Annotated in this window: 12 protein-coding genes; 8 read left to right on the forward strand and 4 right to left on the reverse strand. The window is 59.8% G+C overall.

Annotated elements, in window-relative coordinates; translation table 11 throughout:
* Positions 1-15 precede the first annotated feature (15 nt).
* The 6 genes from WLQ66_RS17235 to WLQ66_RS17260 all read left to right on the forward strand — a co-directional run bounded on the left by WLQ66_RS17235 (position 16) and on the right by WLQ66_RS17260 (position 7966).
* Positions 16-957, forward strand: coding sequence for an ABC transporter permease (locus tag WLQ66_RS17235; RefSeq protein WP_340547567.1), 942 nt, complete (start codon positions 16-18; stop codon positions 955-957).
* Positions 954-1820, forward strand: a complete 867-nt coding sequence (locus WLQ66_RS17240) for an ABC transporter permease (protein WP_340547568.1) — start codon at positions 954-956, stop codon at positions 1818-1820. The genes WLQ66_RS17235 and WLQ66_RS17240 overlap by 4 nt, the downstream gene beginning before the upstream one ends.
* Positions 1821-1833: 13 nt before the next feature.
* On the forward strand, positions 1834-2832 hold the full coding sequence (locus tag WLQ66_RS17245; RefSeq protein WP_374015656.1) for an ABC transporter ATP-binding protein: 999 nt from the start codon (positions 1834-1836) through the stop codon (positions 2830-2832).
* Positions 2829-3827 carry an ABC transporter ATP-binding protein gene (locus WLQ66_RS17250; RefSeq protein WP_340547570.1) on the forward strand — a complete coding sequence of 333 codons (999 nt, stop codon included), beginning with the start codon at positions 2829-2831 and terminating at the stop codon, positions 3825-3827. Before WLQ66_RS17245 ends, WLQ66_RS17250 begins: the two co-directional genes overlap by 4 nt.
* Positions 3820-5622 (forward strand): aminopeptidase P family protein, encoded by a 1803-nt coding sequence (locus WLQ66_RS17255; RefSeq protein ID WP_340547571.1) that lies wholly within the window; start codon positions 3820-3822, stop codon positions 5620-5622. The genes WLQ66_RS17250 and WLQ66_RS17255 overlap by 8 nt, the downstream gene beginning before the upstream one ends.
* Before the next feature lie 190 nt (positions 5623-5812).
* Positions 5813-7966: a methyl-accepting chemotaxis protein gene (locus WLQ66_RS17260; protein ID WP_340547572.1), complete on the forward strand. Its 2154-nt coding sequence runs from the start codon at positions 5813-5815 to the stop codon at positions 7964-7966.
* Positions 7967-8796: 830 nt separating this feature from the next.
* On the opposite strand, the gene WLQ66_RS17265 is transcribed toward WLQ66_RS17260, so the two are convergent.
* Together WLQ66_RS17265 and WLQ66_RS17270 are read right to left on the reverse strand one after the other, a co-directional pair.
* Positions 8797-10341: a lipopolysaccharide biosynthesis protein gene (locus tag WLQ66_RS17265; RefSeq protein ID WP_340547573.1), complete on the reverse strand. Its 1545-nt coding sequence runs from the start codon at positions 10339-10341 to the stop codon at positions 8797-8799.
* An 86-nt stretch (positions 10342-10427) separates the two neighbouring features.
* Positions 10428-11111, reverse strand: coding sequence for a sugar transferase (locus tag WLQ66_RS17270; protein ID WP_340547574.1), 684 nt, complete (start codon positions 11109-11111; stop codon positions 10428-10430).
* 319 nt (positions 11112-11430) lie between these two features.
* Here WLQ66_RS17270 and WLQ66_RS17275 point away from each other — a divergent pair, with 319 nt between their 5' ends.
* Positions 11431-12489: an aldose epimerase family protein gene (locus tag WLQ66_RS17275; protein WP_340547575.1), complete on the forward strand. Its 1059-nt coding sequence runs from the start codon at positions 11431-11433 to the stop codon at positions 12487-12489.
* 91 nt (positions 12490-12580) lie between these two features.
* Complete coding sequence (locus WLQ66_RS17280; protein WP_340547576.1) at positions 12581-13834, forward strand: cytochrome-c peroxidase; 1254 nt, start codon at positions 12581-12583, stop codon at positions 13832-13834.
* Between the two features lie 17 nt (positions 13835-13851).
* On the opposite strand, the gene WLQ66_RS17285 is transcribed toward WLQ66_RS17280, so the two are convergent.
* Positions 13852-15408 (reverse strand): CRTAC1 family protein, encoded by a 1557-nt coding sequence (locus tag WLQ66_RS17285; RefSeq protein ID WP_340547577.1) that lies wholly within the window; start codon positions 15406-15408, stop codon positions 13852-13854.
* A complete protein-coding gene (locus WLQ66_RS17290) occupies positions 15398-16612 on the reverse strand; it encodes an ROK family transcriptional regulator (RefSeq protein WP_340547578.1) in 1215 nt (404 codons plus the stop codon). Before WLQ66_RS17290 ends, WLQ66_RS17285 begins: the two co-directional genes overlap by 11 nt.
* Between the last annotated feature and the right edge of the window lie 39 nt (positions 16613-16651).

Genomic DNA, 16651 nt, shown 5'->3' on the forward strand with positions numbered 1-16651 from the left:
CGAACGGATGCCGGAATGGCCACTATTCAATATATTCTCAAGCGCCTGTTGCTGATGGCCGTGACCTTTTTTCTGGTCATGATCATCATCTTTCTTCTGGTGCGCCTATTACCCGGAGACCCGGCAATCGCCATCGCGGGGGACCGCGCGTCGGATGCTGATCTGGCCGCTATTCGCGAACGGCTGGGACTGAATCAGCCGCTGGTGGTCCAGTTCTGGCAGTTCCTGTCCAATACCGTGCAGGGGGATCTGGGGCGCTCGATCCTGATGCGAGCGCCGGTGATAGATGTGATCGCCAGCCGCCTGCCGACGACCCTGTTTCTTACGGTTTATGCCGTGGCATTGTCGGTGCTGATCGCGGGGCCGCTGGCCTTTGTTGCGGCACTGAACCGGGGGCGCTGGCCCGATGCGGTGATCCGCACCGTCTTTCAGGTCGGCCTGTCCATGCCGGTGTTTTATATCGGATTGATCTTGCTGACATTTCTAGCCGCGCAGCTGCGCTGGTTCCCGGTGGGGGGCTATGGCGACAGTTTTTCCGAGCGGCTCTACCATCTGTTTTTGCCATCGGTGGCAGTGGCGCTTTATACCTCTGCGATCATCATGCGGAATCTGCGGTCGGCCATCGTTGAGGTGGTGGATGCGGAATATGTTGAATTTGCCCGTGCCAAGGGACTGTCGGCCTGGCAGATCCTGGGGCGGCATGTGTTGCGCAATGCGCTGATTTCCACAGTCACGCTGCTTGGCCTGTCCATCGGCAACCTGATGAGCGGAACCCTGGTCACCGAAACGGTGTTTGCGGTGCCGGGCGTTGGCCGGTTGATGCTGGAGGCAATCTTTGCCCGTGATTATCCGCTGATCCAGGGGCTGACCCTGACATTTGCAGTGCTGGTGTCGATCGTGTTCCTGATGACCGATCTGATCCAGAGCGCCCTAGACCCGAGGATGCGTCTGACATGACCGATGCCACAGTTCTGTCGCCCGAGGCGACGCGACCGCAGCAGAGCCGGTGGAAGATCGCGCTGCGCAAACCGGGGTTCATGATCGGTGTCGCGATTATCGCAGCCTCGACGCTGCTGGCCATCGCGCCGGGCCTCTTCGCCCCATATGATCCCAATTTCATCGATTATAACGCGGTGCGGCAGCCGCCGAGCTGGGCGCATCCTTTCGGCACCGATATGCTGGGGCGCGACAGCCTCAGCCGGGTGATCTCTGCCTATTCTGTGAATATGCAGATGGCCGTTCTGGCCACGGTCTTTGCCATGCTGATCGGGGTCACGGTTGGTGCGTTGGTGGGCTATTATCGCGGCATTGCCGATATGATCTTTGGCCGGGTCGTGGATGCCGTCATTACCTTCCCGTTTTTGGTCTTGGTGATCGCGGTTGTTGCGGTGCTGGGGCCGGGGCTTGTCAATATGTATATCGCCATCACGGCGGTGGGCTGGGTCTACTACGCCCGGCTGATGCGCGCCGAGGTGATCACCCAGATGGGCAATGACTATGCGGCGGCCGGAATTGTCATGGGATATTCTGACCGGCGCGTGATCTTTCGCCACCTGCTGCCCAATGCGATCACCCCGGTGATTGTCTACTGGATGACCGATATGTCGCTGGCCATTCTTCTGGGGTCATCGCTTGGATACCTCGGTTTGGGGGCGCAGCCACCGCAGGCTGAATGGGGTGTCCTGATTGCCGAAGGGCGCAATTTCATCACCACGGCCTGGTGGCTCAGTCTGATGCCGGGCATCGCCATCGTGCTGACCGGGATCGGGTTCTCGCTGATCGGCGACGGGCTGGCCGATCTGTTGCGGCCTCGCGGTTAAGGGGAAAGAGAGTATGAGCATGAAAGAGACCCAGCCGATACTTGAGGTCCGTAACCTCTGTACGACGTTTCGACGCGGCGGTGTGATGCTGCCTGCGGTACGCGATGTCAGCTTTGATGTGCGACAGGGTGAGGTTCTGGGGCTTGTCGGCGAAAGCGGCTCGGGGAAGAGCGTCACACTCAGGTCGATCCTGGGGCTGACCCGTCGCCATGGAGAGGTCACAGGCGAGGTGCGCTGGCAGGGGCGGGATATTTCCCGCCTGTCGGATCGGCAGCTGCGCCAGGTGCGCGGCGGTGAGGTTGCAATGATCTTTCAGGAGCCGATGACGTCGCTCAACCCGCTATTGACCGTGGGCCTGCAGCTGACCGAGACACTGAAGGCACATACCGATCTGCCGCGTGCGGCGCGTCGGGACCGGGCGGTCGAGATGCTGGATCATGTAGGTATCCCGGCGGCTGCCTCTCGGTTGCAGGATTATCCGCATCAGTTTTCGGGCGGGATGCGGCAGCGGGTGATGATTGCCATTGCGCTGGCGGCGCAGCCGAAGCTTTTGTTGGCGGATGAACCGACCACAGCGCTGGATGTTACCATTCAGGCGCAGATCCTTGATTTGATCCTGCGCCTGTCTGAAGAGATGAACATGGGCGTGATCCTCGTTACTCATGATCTGGGGGTCGTTGCGCAGACCTGCGAGAATGTTGCGGTGATGTATGCCGGGCGGATCGTCGAGCAGGGGGCGGTGCGGCAGGTGCTGCGCACGCCGCGCCATCCCTATACGGCCGGATTGATGCAGTCGGTGCCACAGGATGTGCCGCCACGGACGCCGCTTTACTCTGTGCCGGGTACGCCACCTAGTCTGGAGATGCTGCCCCGAGGCTGCGCCTATGCGCCCCGTTGCGACGCACGGACTGAGGCCTGCCTGAATGCGCGCCCGCCACTGGAGGCGATCAGTGCCGGGCGTCGCGCGGCCTGTTTCAATCCGGTTCCCGCGGTCCAGGGAGAGGTGGCATGACTGATCCGGTGATGGAGATCGACAATCTCAGCCTGACGTTTCATCTGCCGCGCAGCCTGATTGATGTGATGCGCAAGCAACCCGGTCGCGCCGTACGCGCGCTGAACGGCGTCAGCCTGGCGCTGAGGAAGGGAGAAACCCTAGGTGTTGTCGGAGAATCGGGGTGCGGAAAATCGACATTGGCGCGCTGCATCGTCCGGCTTTACGAGCCGCAGGGTGGCAGCATTCGCCATCATGGGCAGGATATATTCGCCGACGGCGCGCGCAGCGACCGCAGCTATAACCGGCGCGTGCAGATGATGTTCCAGGATCCCTATTCGTCGCTCAACCCGCGTATGACCTGCGGTCAGATCCTGAGCGAAGCCTTGCAGGTCCATAAGATGCGCCCCTCCGACGAGATCCCGACACGAGTCGCGGAGCTGCTGGATTTGGTGCGGCTGCCCGCAGATGCGGCGCAGAAACTGCCGCATGAGTTCTCCGGTGGCCAGCGTCAGCGGATTGCCATTGCCCGTGCGCTGGCGGTGGAGCCTGAGGTTCTGATCGCCGATGAGCTGGTATCGGCGCTGGATGTCTCGGTTCAGGCGCAGGTGGTGAATCTTCTGCTGGAGCTGCAGGAGCAGCTGGATCTGACCATCCTGTTTGTCGCCCATGATTTGCGGCTGGTGCGCCATGTCTCCCACCGTGTCGCAGTGATCTATCTCGGCCGCATCGTGGAAATCGGCGACAGCGAGCGCCTGTTTGCCAATCCGGCGCATCCGTATTCACAGGCGTTGCTGAGTGCGGCCCCGTCGCTTGATCCCGATGACAAAGGGGATGCGATCCGGTTGGAGGGAGAGCTGCCGTCGCCGCTGAACGTGCCGCCAGGGTGCCCGTTCCATGTGCGCTGCGCCCACGCTTCGGAAATTTGCAGGCGGGATGTCTCGCACCTGCGTCCTCTTGGCGACCGTGGCGAGGTCGCCTGCCATCTTGCGGAAGAGATCAATCAAAATGGATGACATGTTGAGCGGGCCCCCTGCCGCTGCCCGCATTGCCGATCTGCGCCGCGAGCTGCGTGCCCGCGATCTGGATGCCTTCATTCTGCCCCGGTTTGACGCGCATCAGGGGGAATATGTGGCTCCCCATGACGAACGCCTTGCCTATGTCACAGGTTTTACCGGATCGGCTGGAATGGCCATCATCACGGCTGAGACCGTCGCCGTGTTTGTGGATGGCCGCTATACCGTGCAGGTCGCAAATGAATGCTCAGGACCGCTGTTTTCGCGGCTTCACATTTTTGAACAGCCACCGGAACACTGGCTGGGCGCGGTTGCGCAGGCAGGCTGGCAGATCGGGTTCGACCCGATGCACCTGCCACCCGGCTGGTTCGATCGGTTTGCCGCATCCGCTGTGCAGGCCAGTGCGACGATGTTGCCGCAAGGCGACAATCCGGTGGATGCGATCTGGTCGGACCAGCCGCCAGCGCCGACCGGGCGGATCAGCGTTTTTCCGATGCAATGGGCCGGGCGGAGCAGTGCCGAGAAATGTGCGGATCTTGCAGCATATCTGAGCGAGCAGGACGCCGCATGTCTGGTTGAGACACAACCTGACAATATTGCCTGGCTGCTGAACGTGCGTGGGGATGACGTGGCCTTCAACCCGATGCCGCAGTCCTTTCTCATTGCCGAGAGAAACGGGACGGTCACTTGGTTCGTTGATCCGGCCAAGCTGGATGATGAGGTCAAGGATCACCTGCCGGACATCGTGACCGCCCAGCCAGTCTCGCAGTTTCTTGGCGCTCTTCAAAACCGATGCAACGCCGGAGAACGGATCCTGTTTGATCCGGATTTTTCGCCGGTTGCGGTGCGTCATACTATTGCCGACGCCGGGGCGACTGCGGCTGCGGTGGCCAGTATATTGACCCGGACCAAATCCGTTAAGAATCCGGTCGAAATCGCCGGTCTGCATGATTGCCATCTGGAAGACGGGGTGGCATGGGTCGAGTTCTCGGCCTGGTTGGCGCAGACGGTTCCTGCGCGCGCGGCGGCTGGTGAGCCGGTGACCGAGCGTGAGGCGGAAGCACAGATCCTGTCCTGCCGACAGGCGCGTCCGGGTTTTCTGACTGAGAGCTTTCAGACGATCTCAGCCGCGGCAGGCAATGCTGCAATGTGCCACTACGCGGCCACCAACGGGCGTAATGCTCCGATAATGCCACAGAATCCCTATCTGCTGGACAGCGGCGGCCAGTATGACACCGGGACCACCGATGCCACGCGCAGCTATGCCTTCGGGATGCGCCCCGACGGCTATGACCGGGCGTATACGGCGGTGTTTCGCGCGTTCCATGCGCTGGCCACGCTGCGGTTTCCCCGGGGTACGCAGGGCCATCATATAGATGCGATCTGTCGGCGACCGCTCTGGGACCTCGGCTTGGATTACGACCATGGCACCGGTCATGGCATCGGACATCGGCTCTCGGTGCACGAGCACCCGCAACGCATCGGCAGGCCCTATAATCCGGTGGATCTGGTGCCTGGCATGGTTGTGTCGATCGAGCCGGGCTATTACGAGGCCGGGCGTTTTGGCATCCGGATTGAGAACATCTTTGAGGTTATTGAAGAAAGTGATGGGTTCCTCAGCTTTCGCAATATGACGCTTGCACCAATACAAACCGACATGCTGATCCCGGCAGATCTGAGTGAGGACGAACGCTGTTGGCTGAATACATATCATCAGGATGTGCTGCAGCGGTTATCGCCCTTGGTCAGCGATGCAGCGGGCCGGTGGTTGTCGGCGGCGACGGCCCCGATCTAGAGGTCTGTCTCTCGCTTTGCTGCGCGGCGGCCAGTCCTCGTTCGGGGCTGGCCTAAAATATATCTTCAATCTAATTGAAAACTGCTGGGTAAACCGGTTGGGGGACTGCCCCCGGCGCGGTGGGTCAACACTTTGTTCAGGCGAATATGCGAGAGGTTGTGCAAGACGAGCCTTCCAAGTGGAGATATGAATGCCAGCTCTGTTCAACACAATATCAGGCAAGCTACTTGCCGCGACCACGGTTGCAATTACCGGGCTGATGCTCTGCTTCAGCGTATTTACGGCCCTCAATGAATCTGCACAGGTCAGGGAGCGGGTATTGGAGGGCGCGTCGCAGCGTGCCTCGGATATCGCGCAAAGCCTGTCGTCTCAACTGGTCGAAGCGACCTCAGCTGCGGCGGCACTAGGCGGCGCGCTATCCGGATATATCGAAGATGGCGAGGCAACCACCGCCGATCTGATCAAGATCATGGAAGGCGTCCCCGGCCGCTATGATCTTGTATTCTCTTCCTGGATGTCAGCAATTCCGGACGGCGCCACCGAAGATTTCATTACCGGTGAAGAGGGACGAAATGCCGATGGTATCTTTGCCGCCTACTGGACCAAAGCGGAGTCCGGCGGGCTGAATTTCGAGACGTTCAACGTTGATCCCAATGACACATCCGAGTGGTATCGCCTGCCGATCGACAGTGGCGAGAGTGTCATCACCGAACCTTATCTCTCAAATGAAAACCGCCTGCTGACATCGGTGTCGGTGCCTGTGAATGCACAGGGCCAGATCGTCGGTGTTGCCGGTGTCGATATCGTGCTCGATAATCTCGGTGATTTTGTCCGGGGGCTGTCGGTTTATGAAGGCGGCAGTGTGATGCTGCTGGGCCAGGGCGGCAAATGGTTGTCACATCCTGACCCGGAAATGCTGATTCAGGCCTTTGAAGGGGAAGAGGTGGCAGATTTCCAGGCCGCTGTCGAAACCGGAGAGGTGCAGATCGTTTCGGATCGCGCTGATGGGTCGACACGCCTGTTCTTTCCTTTCACCGCCTACGGCATGAACAAGACCTGGGTTGTCGTCTTGGATGTGCCACGCCATGTCTTCGTCAACCCGGTAAAGGCAAGCATCTACGAACAGCTGATCGCCAATGTTCTCTTGCTGGCGCTGACGCTGGCCACCATCTTCTTCTCGGTGCGCTCGCTTGTCCGGCGTCCCCTGGGGCGAATGCTTGGGGTCATGAAGGATCTTACCGCCGGGAAGGTGCATCAACCCGTTGATATTCCAAAGCGTAAAGATGAGATCGGGGCGATGGCCCTGTCCATCGAGACCCTGCGCCAGGGTTTGGCATCCAAGGAGGAGCTGGAAGCAAATCAGCTGCGCGATCAGCAGCAGCAGCAGGCGGTTGTTCAGGCCCTTGCCCAGAATTTGCAACAGCTGGCTTCCGGGCGGCTGGATGTCAAAATCCACGATGAAATGCCCAGCCAGTATGAGGGGCTGCGCCAGGACTTCAACAATACTGTTGAACAGTTGAGCAAGCTGATCACCTCGGTCAATGACTCGGCACGTTCGATCGATACCGGGTTGACGGAGATTTCCTCGGCAACCAACGATCTGTCGCAGCGCACAGAACAATCCGCGCTTCAGCTGGAAGAGACTGCGGCGTCGCTGAGCGAACTCACGCAAAACGTCCAGCATGTCGCCAGCGGCGCGCGCGAAACTGAGGCATTGGTCACATCCGTGAATCAGAGTGCAACAAACAGCTCGGCGGTAGCCCGGGAGACGGTTGATGCGATGGATTCGATTGCCGCCACCTCCGAGCAGATCACCCGGATCACCGGTATGATTGACGATATCGCGTTTCAGACAAACCTGCTTGCCCTGAACGCCGGTGTTGAAGCCGCGCGGGCTGGCGAAGCGGGTCGCGGGTTCTCGGTTGTTGCCGCCGAAGTCCGTAGTCTTGCGCTGCGTTCGTCTGAATCGGCGCTAGAAATCAAGAAGCTGATTACCGCCTCCGCAGCGCAGGTGGCCCATGGCGTGGATCTGGTCGGCAGGACCAATTCCTCTCTGGAGACCATTATGAATGCCATTGGCAGCATTTCGGAACATGTTGGCGATATTGCCAAACAGGCCGACGAGCAATCCAGGGGCATTTCGGAGTTGAATGGCGCGATGAGCACACTGGAAGCTGCCCAGCAGCAGAATGCCGCCATGTGCGAGGAGACCGCCGCCGCCTGCAGTTCGCTGGACCATGAGACAACCAATCTGTCGCGGCTGGTCACAGCCTTTCAGACTGGAGATGCTGGCCGCCAGCCCGTGCAGAGTGCGCAGCACCACAGTTATACGGCTGCGGCCTAGGGCGCTGACTTAGACTGCTCTGGAGGCGCGGGCGTCACTGGGTGTCCAGGCGGGGTCGGTGAGTCCGAGAGTAGCTCCGCCAAATGCTTGAGAGCCACCACTCCTTTGAGTGGTGGCTCTCGTCTTTGATGTTCGCTGTTGCTGCCGGTGGTGGCCCCGTGTCGGATCTTTGGGTCATTCCTGAGCTCGATGGTTTGCAGTCCGTCAGCGTTTCCGTGATCTGAGTTTCCTGCAATCAGCGAGGTCGCAAGGATGACACGCTAACGCCAACTCTGGTTGATTGAAGTGGTTTGTTGCGGGGCGGCGCAAAGCAGGTTTGACGATCCAGATCCCTATCATGCCGGGTAGTGGTGCAGCACCCGATTGAGATCATTCAGTCTGGAGCATCCATTGTCCGCTACCCATCGGCATGCGAACGACCAGCGGATGTTTGATCCTGACGGGGCGACGATACTGAGCTGGCTCGCGGTCTGTTGGCATCCCTGCGGTGGGAGCGGTGCCAACCGGAAGCCTGTCAAAGCAGATGGGCGGGTGTTGCTTCAATACCGCGCGGCTCTTTCAGCGGTTTCCATGGTTCTGGGCGGCAAGGCAGCCTCTGCTTCCTGAGTGTCCGATGCTGCACCGTATCGCCTTTGACCATGGTACCGGCTTTTGTCCGCTGCGCGCACCGAACGGCCTAGCTCCTCGAAACCTCGACATGGCGTCATGAGATGGCTGGCGTCGGCTGGAGAGGTGCTGCGGATCATAGTTTGGCTGCGAACGCCGGTAGGCCTGCGACTTGAGATGCGGGTGCAAATCAGAATGCTGACGGCAGTCGCCGGTGGAAACGTCTACTGGTGAGCGCCAGGCTCAATTGGATTGCTATCTCTTCTGTTGCGGATCTTTCCCAGGATTTGCTGCAAGCGGTCGCCGCCCACGAGGAGGATCATGATCAGATAGGTGGGGATTGCAACCGCAAGTTGAGCCATAAGCTGTGGGGTGCCATACATCGGCGGCCCCAACTCACGTAGCGCGAAGAGCGCAATGGACATCATTGAGACAGAAATCAGCGCGGGGCGCAGTGCATCGAAGATATAGGTTGTCGCCGAGATTTCGAGGGTTTTCAGAGTTTTGCGCGTGGCGACCGGCCAGAGCAAGAAGGAAATGCCAACCAATGCGGACATGATCCTGTTCAGACCCTCCGGGGCCAGCAGCAGGATCGCTGCAAATCCAGACAGGCTGACGACACATTCAAATCCGAACCACCAACGTGCATGACCGGAGAACCTGAGCAAAGAGGCCTGCATGACGCCGATACTCATCATCAGGCTGAGCATGGCGAAACACTGGAGCGGGTAGATCGCAGCGAGCCATTTGCTGCCAAAGACGAAGGGTATCGCCGTTGGGGCCACAATGATGAAGCCGATGAACAGCGGTAAGGCGGCGGTTGCAGCGGCGAAGCTGCTGAGGATAAACGCTTCCCGCTGTTGTTCTTTTTCAGTTTGCAGACTGGCAAATAGGACCCTTGTGACAGGCAAGAGCGTGCCAATGGTAAGCTCCTGCAGGATTTCACACATTCTGCGGGCGAAAAAGAAGATGCCGAGCACTGCTGGGCCGGCGACGATCCCGAGCAGGATCTGGTTGATCTTGGTCGGTTCGATCATCCGGCCACCCATCGTCAACAGGGTAAAGCCGCGCAGATCCGTCAAAGCGGCCCTCGAGAGCTGTAGCCCAGGGCGCCAGCCAGCGGCCCAGTAGGAGACGACGCAGCCGACAATCGCGGTAATGACCTGCGCCCAGACCAGTGCCCAGATGGCATATCCTTGCAACACGAGCAGCAGGCAACCTGCCGCGCCCAGCCCATTTGCAAGGGTTGTCCGCAACGCAATATGACGAAACTCCATCCGCCGGTTCACCAGTGCCGCGGGAATATTTCCAAGTGATACAAACAGGATACGGAGCGACAGCACCGGCAATATGATCGCAAGTGCCTCGAGTTTGGTCCAGGACGCGATCATCGGCGCACAGAGAACCAGGATCGCAATAGTGGCAAGTGCGATCACCATCGTCAGCCAGAATGCGCTGTCCAGATGGCTCTGCCTCAGGTCGCTGCGTTGAATGATGGCGTCTCCAAGCGGCAGCGGCACCAATGTCATGACCCAGATGACGATCGAGGTGGCCAGAGCCACGGCGCCAAAATCGGCGGGCTCCAGCAATAGAGAGGTCACCAGGAACACAACCACGGTCAAGCCGTTGCTGACCATGATGTTGACGAAGGACCAGAACACGCCAATCAGCGCCAGGCGGCCGCGGCCCTGCGATATATGGCTGAGTGTCGAAGCATCGGTATTGCTGTCGTGCATTCTGTTGGTCCCGCTTTTGCAGTTAGGGAGCATAATCTGCCGCGGCTGTCACCCTTGGTACAGACCCTGATCCCTATCGCCGTTGGCTGAACATTACCGCAGAGGGCTTAATGGCCCGTTTACCGTCCCGTGCGCGCAATGACTGAGCGGCCGGTCAGCAGGATCAGTTTGATATCAAAGCCGAATGTCCGCCGCTTCAGGTAATCAACGTCAAAGGAGACCCGATCAGCATAGCTGACATCGTTGCGACCTGATACCTGCCACAGCCCGGTGATTCCCGGTCTTTGGCTCAGATATGCAGAAGCGGCTGGACCATATCTGTGCAGTTCGCAGCGCACGATCGGGCGCGGCCCGACAAAGCTCATATCACCGCGCAGCACGTTCCAGATCTGTGGCAGCTCATCAAGACTGCTGCGGCGGAGGAACAGGCCAAAGCCCGTGACCCGTGGATCGCGGCTGAGCTTGCGGTCGCGGGCCCATTCGCTGGCCGCTTGAGCGTCCGACTTGAGATGCTCGGCCAGAATATCCTCCGCGCCGTGGATCATGGTACGGATTTTCCAGCAGGTGAAGGGTATTCCGTCCTTGCCGATACGAGTATGACCGAAGAGCCCTGGCCCGCCATCGCGTCGGCTGACGAGCCAGAGGAGCGCGATAACCGGGGCGAGGGCGGGCAGAAGAGCCAGCGCAAGTGACATATCAAGAAGGCGCTTTCCGATCCTTGCATAAATATCGAAGCGCGGTTTTGCCGCCTGACCGCTGTCTGATGGCGCGCGCAGGTGGTCAAAATTCGTGATGTCGCTCATGCCTTACCCCGATCTTCAGCCTCGCGGTGTCGACATTGATGTCGACAGGGTCGCTGGCCGATTTTCTGGCTGCGATCTCGTCCGCCTTTCCTAAGATTTGATTCAAATTCGTGGCAAGATTTTGTCGTAAACAAAGTCATGCTGGGGCGTTCTAAAGATGGGGTATGCAGATCGGCAGCCAGGCTGAACAAGCGTTCCCGAGCTGGTGATGCGGCCGAACAGTTGAATTGACAGCCGCAGTTCGGCGTATTAATTTGATCGGTGAAATAAATATCATCACCAGGACTTCCGGGGTTCTGCACCCAAAGGACGCCCCTGTATGCCATCATCCAGCCAGCCTCGCTCCAGAGCCTTACAGCAGCACTCGCATCTGCGGGACGATGCTGACGAGAGATTGCGTTGGCTCGATCTGGAAAATGATCATCTGCGGCTAAGGGTGATGAACCTTGGCGCTATAACGGCCTGGCTGGATCTGCGCGATGGTGAAACCTGGCAACCCATGGTGCTGGGATATGCCGATATGACGGCCTATCTGGGGGATCCGTATTATCTGGGTGCCATTGTTGGCCGGGTGGCCAATCGGATTGGCGGGGCGGGTTTCCACCTCGCGGGTCGCGAGGTTTCTCTTAATGCCAATGAAGGGAGCAACCAGCTTCACGGCGGCGCGCAGGGGCTTGGACGGGTGTTCTGGGATATGCGGCGGCTGGGGGCCGGGGCGGTTGAATTGCGCCACTTCTCCGCGGATGGTGAAAACGGCTATCCGGGCGGTGCCGATATCCGGCTTAGGATTGCCGTGTCCGGCACAACGGTCAGCTATGACATGACAGCTTCGGTGGACCAACTCACCCCGATTAGCTTGGCGCAGCACAACTATTATACGCTTGGTATCAAGGGCGATATCTGGGGGCACCGCCTGCGCAGCAGCGCCGAGAGCTATCTGCCGCTGCGCCGGGATGGGGTGCCTACGGGCGAAATTGCACCAACTAGCGGTACCAGATTTGACTATCGCGCTGGCCGGAGCTTTGCCGCGCTGGATCCAGAGCGGCTTGGCACGGATATCCATGTGAATTTCCCCCCGAACGCTTCGGGTGATATGCGCGAGGTGGCCCATCTTGGCGCCTCCAATGGTGTTGTCATGCGGGTTTTTTCAGATCAACCGGGTACGCAGATTTACACGGCGAGTCATCTGAACAGTTCCTGCGCCGCGCGGGATGGACAGCGGTTGGAACCATTTTCTGCCGTCTGTATCGAGCCGCAGGGTTTGCCAGATGCTGTAAATCATCCCCATTTCCCGAGTGTTCTGGTGGACCCCGGTCATCCGTATCGTCAGAAGTTGCTGCTGAAATTTTCCGTAGCGGAGAGGGAGCAAGATGGCTGAATACCGGCGTCGATATCGCCTGTGTGGCGCGATTGCGATCTGCATGACGAACGCGACCTTCGCCTGTGCTGGTAGCGCTGAGGAACAGTCCATGAATTTGGATCTGGGGCCGCGGCCAAGCTTTGCCCCGCAGATACAGGCAGAGGTCGAGCTGGGCCAACTGCTGTTTTATGATCCCATTCTATCGGGCAACCGCAACATCAGCTGCGCCAGCTGCCATCATCCACGGTTTGGCACAGGTGACGGCGTCTCCCTGTCGCTGGGCGAGGGCGCAACCACGCTTGGCCCTGAGCGGCGCGCGGATCCGGACAACCGTCCTGAACAGCGTATTCCACGTAATGCGCCTGCGCTCTGGAATCTTGGCGCTGATGATATGGATGTGATGTTCCACGACGGCCGACTGGAGGCTGACCCCGCATATGGGTCGGGTATCCGCACGCCGTTGGAAGGTGATATGGTCGCAGGATTCGATTCCGCGCTGGCCGCACAGGCGATGTTTCCGGTGCTTTCGGCAGATGAGATGGCTGGCCACTACGGCGAAAATGATGTCTCGCGCGCGGTACGTCTGGGTCAGCTGAGCCATCCCGGTGGAGCATGGGATATCATCGCGGGCCGGGTCGCAGAGATCCCCGAATATCGGCAGCGTTTTGATGAGATCCTGGGAGCGGCAGAACCCATCCGCTTTACCGATATCGGCAATATGCTGGCGGCGTTTATCCGGTTTGAATGGCGCGCTGATGACAGCCCGTTTGATCGTGCTCAGCTGCATGGAGAGGCCCTGCCCACCACAGCAGCAAGGGGGCAGGAGCTTTTCTACGGGAGCGCCGGATGCAGCCAGTGCCATACAGACTGGTTGCAGACGGACAATAGGTTTCATGCAATCGCGATGCCGCAGCTTGGTCCGGGCAAGGCCGCCCGATTTGAAACCCACGCCCGCGACGAGGGGCGGTTGCGGGTGACTGGAAATCCGGATGACGCTTACCGCTTTCGCACCCCGTCGCTGCGCAATGTCGCGCTGACAGAGCCCTATGGGCATAACGGCGCCTATGCCACTTTGGAGGCTGTTGTGCGTCACCATCTGGATCCCGTCGCGGCGCTGATGTCTTATGATCGCAGCCAGGCGGTCTTGCCCGGTCTTGATGGGGTGTCGGATTGGGCCGTCATGGATGATCCGGTCGAGCTGGAGCGTATCGCGGCGGCGAATGATCTGGATCCGATTGCGCTAAGTGACGGGGATATTGCCGATCTCGTGGCCTTTCTGGAAGCGCTGACCGACAGCGCCGCAGCCAAGGGGCGGCTTGGGGTGCCGGATAGCGTTCCATCGGGCCTGCCGGTGGAACGCTAATCTACCGGTCCAGGGGTCTATTGTGTTCGGGTAAGATGCTGGTTGGGCGTGATTTCTTGCCAGATTGTGGTTTCCCCATCCGGCCAGATAATGCGCAACCGCAGATCATCGCTCTCTCCCAGACCGAAGTGCAGATCCCCGACCGAGCCGCCCGCATGGCCGCCGCCGACAGTGACCTCGCGGGTGTGTATCCTTATGCCTGTGTCCAGCTCGACGAAGGCACCAATTGCCTGCGTGTTCGGGGCAGTGCCCTTGAGTGACAGGCTCAGCCAGTTTCCGGATGGGCTGGTGGTGTTCTGGTAGAGTTCCATTGGCGCGCGCCGGTTGATCACGGCAAGGTCAAGCTGCCCATCGAGATTGAGATCGCGCAGCACGGCGCCGCGAGAACGTTCCATGCTGGCAATACCCGCAGCGGCGGCCATGTCGGCAAAACGCCCATCTGCCCCTTGGATCAACAGGGTATTCGGGTCGCGCATGGCGGCATCGGGCATCTGTTCGACATTTCCCTTGGTGACAAAGATATCGTCATGCCCATCGTTGTTCACATCGCCAAAATCCGCGTGCCACCCGGTGGATGGTCGCCCGTCACCGCCGCTGGTTGGGCGGTGGGCGGTGGTGCCGTAATCATAAGTCACATCGCGGTAGGCGGGGCCGGTGCCGCTTGGATCAAACAGCTGTAGTTTCTGATCTCCCATCGAGGTGAGGTAGACATCCGAAAATCCGTCACCGTTCAGATCGCGAGACGCTATCCCCATCCCCCAGAGGTGAAAGGGCAGCCAGCCGTCGTCCTGCTGGTAGAGCCTTGGCGGCCTGGTCATTTTCCACATCTGCTCCTGCCCGCCCCGGACATAGTAATGTCGGTCGTTGCTGATCCGAAGATCGGCCCGACCGCGGGCGGTTGCCCCAACGCTTCGGTGCCAATTGGTGAACAGCATGGACAGCGCGCAGTACCCTGGCTGGAGCCGGATGGCCGGGCCGTAGCGGTCACCATCGGGCCGATACAGCAGTGTGTCGTCACAGGCCTCAAACGGACCCTCGGGGTCGCTTCGGTCGACATAGGTGCCAAAGGCAAGCGTCGGCAGCTGAGCGCCCGGCTCCCAGGTGGCCGAAAACGCGGTGGTCCAGTGGTCACCACTGGTAAACCCCAGAACATCGAAGGGTTCGAACTGACAGTTTCCGGTTCCACGCAGCAGCTGATCCGCGCCAACGCGCAGCAGGGCAAGATCGAGAATACCGTCACCATCAATGTCGAGCGGGTAGACGCCGGTGACACCTGTCTGTGCGAGGGCGGCCGGTGTAGCGGATGCAAACCGCAGCGTGGCGCCTGGTGCCTCGCTCTGGTTGATCATCAGCTGAACCCGGTTGCTGCCGCCCGCCGCCACCAGATCAGGGAATTTATCGTCGTTGCAATCCAGCGAGGCGAGCCCTCCACCCACGAAATGCTCCCAACCGCCATCATAGACATGCGCGGGAACTGGTTGGGAGCGGAACACCGGAGGCTCGGGGATGTCCGCCAGCGCGATCTGCGGCAGGAGCCAGATCGGCGCGAGGATATATGAGAGTTTATCCCGCATGGCTGGCAACTTCGCGGATGGTCAGTGCGGAGACTTCTTCAATCGCATAGGCGGCGGCCCCTTTTGCCCACATCTTGTTGCCCCAGCCATGGACGCGCACTTCGGGCAGGGGGCCGTCCACCTGAACCACCCAGCGGCGCATTTCCTCCACCACTTTGTCGGAGGACAGGTAGCCAAAGGCCAGCTGCGCACCCGCCAAAACGATCATCTGCGGGTCGAATATGTTGACGATATTGGCCAGTCCCATGGCAAACATGCGCCCGGCGCGGTCAAGGATTGATTGCGCCATGGTGTCGCCGTCACCGACGGCAGCATAAAGCGAGGCGAGATCCTTGTGCCGTTCGACGCCACTGGTGATATTCGCCTCGCGCAGCAGGGCGTAGTCGCCGACGTAAGCTTCCAGACAGCCGCGCTGGCCGCATTGGCAGAGCGCGCCTTCGAGCTGCACCTTGATATGGCCAAATTCTGCGCCGCAGCCGCGCGCGCCGCGATATATCTGATTGTCGATGACGATGCCCATGCCGACACCATGTTCGACGGTCACCACGACAAAGTTGCTGCGGGTGTCACCTTCACCGAAGAGATGCTCAGCCTTGGCGACCAGATTGGCGTCGTTGTCGATAAACACCGGCATGCTCAGATAGCTGCCAAGAAGGCTGCCAAGATCGATATTCCGCACGTTGAGCGACGATGACCAGTAGATGAAATTGCGCTCGGCATCCATAACGCCGGCCATGCCAATGCCAACTCCGGAGATGTGCGCGCGGGTGAACCCGCCCTTAGCGCAGCTCTGGTCCAGGGCTTCGACAATTTTCTCGCAAAGGGCCTCTGGCGACATCTGACCGCCACGCAGGGGCATTTCGTGGCTGACCAGCTCTGTGCCTTCGAAATCGGTGATCAGGGTAGTGATGGCGTGATGCGACAATTTCAGCCCGGCGATCCGATGGGCGCTGCCGCAGATTTTGAGGGCGACCCGTGGGCGGCCGCGTTTGGCACCGCGCGCTGTATCCGGGCTGACTTCCTCGATCAGCCCTGCGGCCAGCAGTTCGGCGGTGATCGCCGTGACGGTGGCGGGGCTGATGCGGGTGGCCTGAGCGATATCGATTCGTGCGATTTGCCCTGCGGCCCGGATGGTATCGAATACCTGAAGGCGACTGCTTTCACGCAGTTCGCCGGAATGTGAAAGCCTGTCCGATTTAACCACCGTATTTCCCCCTTATTGTCAGGCGACTTATCGCAGGAA

This window comes from Phaeobacter sp. A36a-5a, from assembly GCF_037911135.1.
Classification (GTDB): domain Bacteria; phylum Pseudomonadota; class Alphaproteobacteria; order Rhodobacterales; family Rhodobacteraceae; genus Phaeobacter; species Phaeobacter bryozoorum.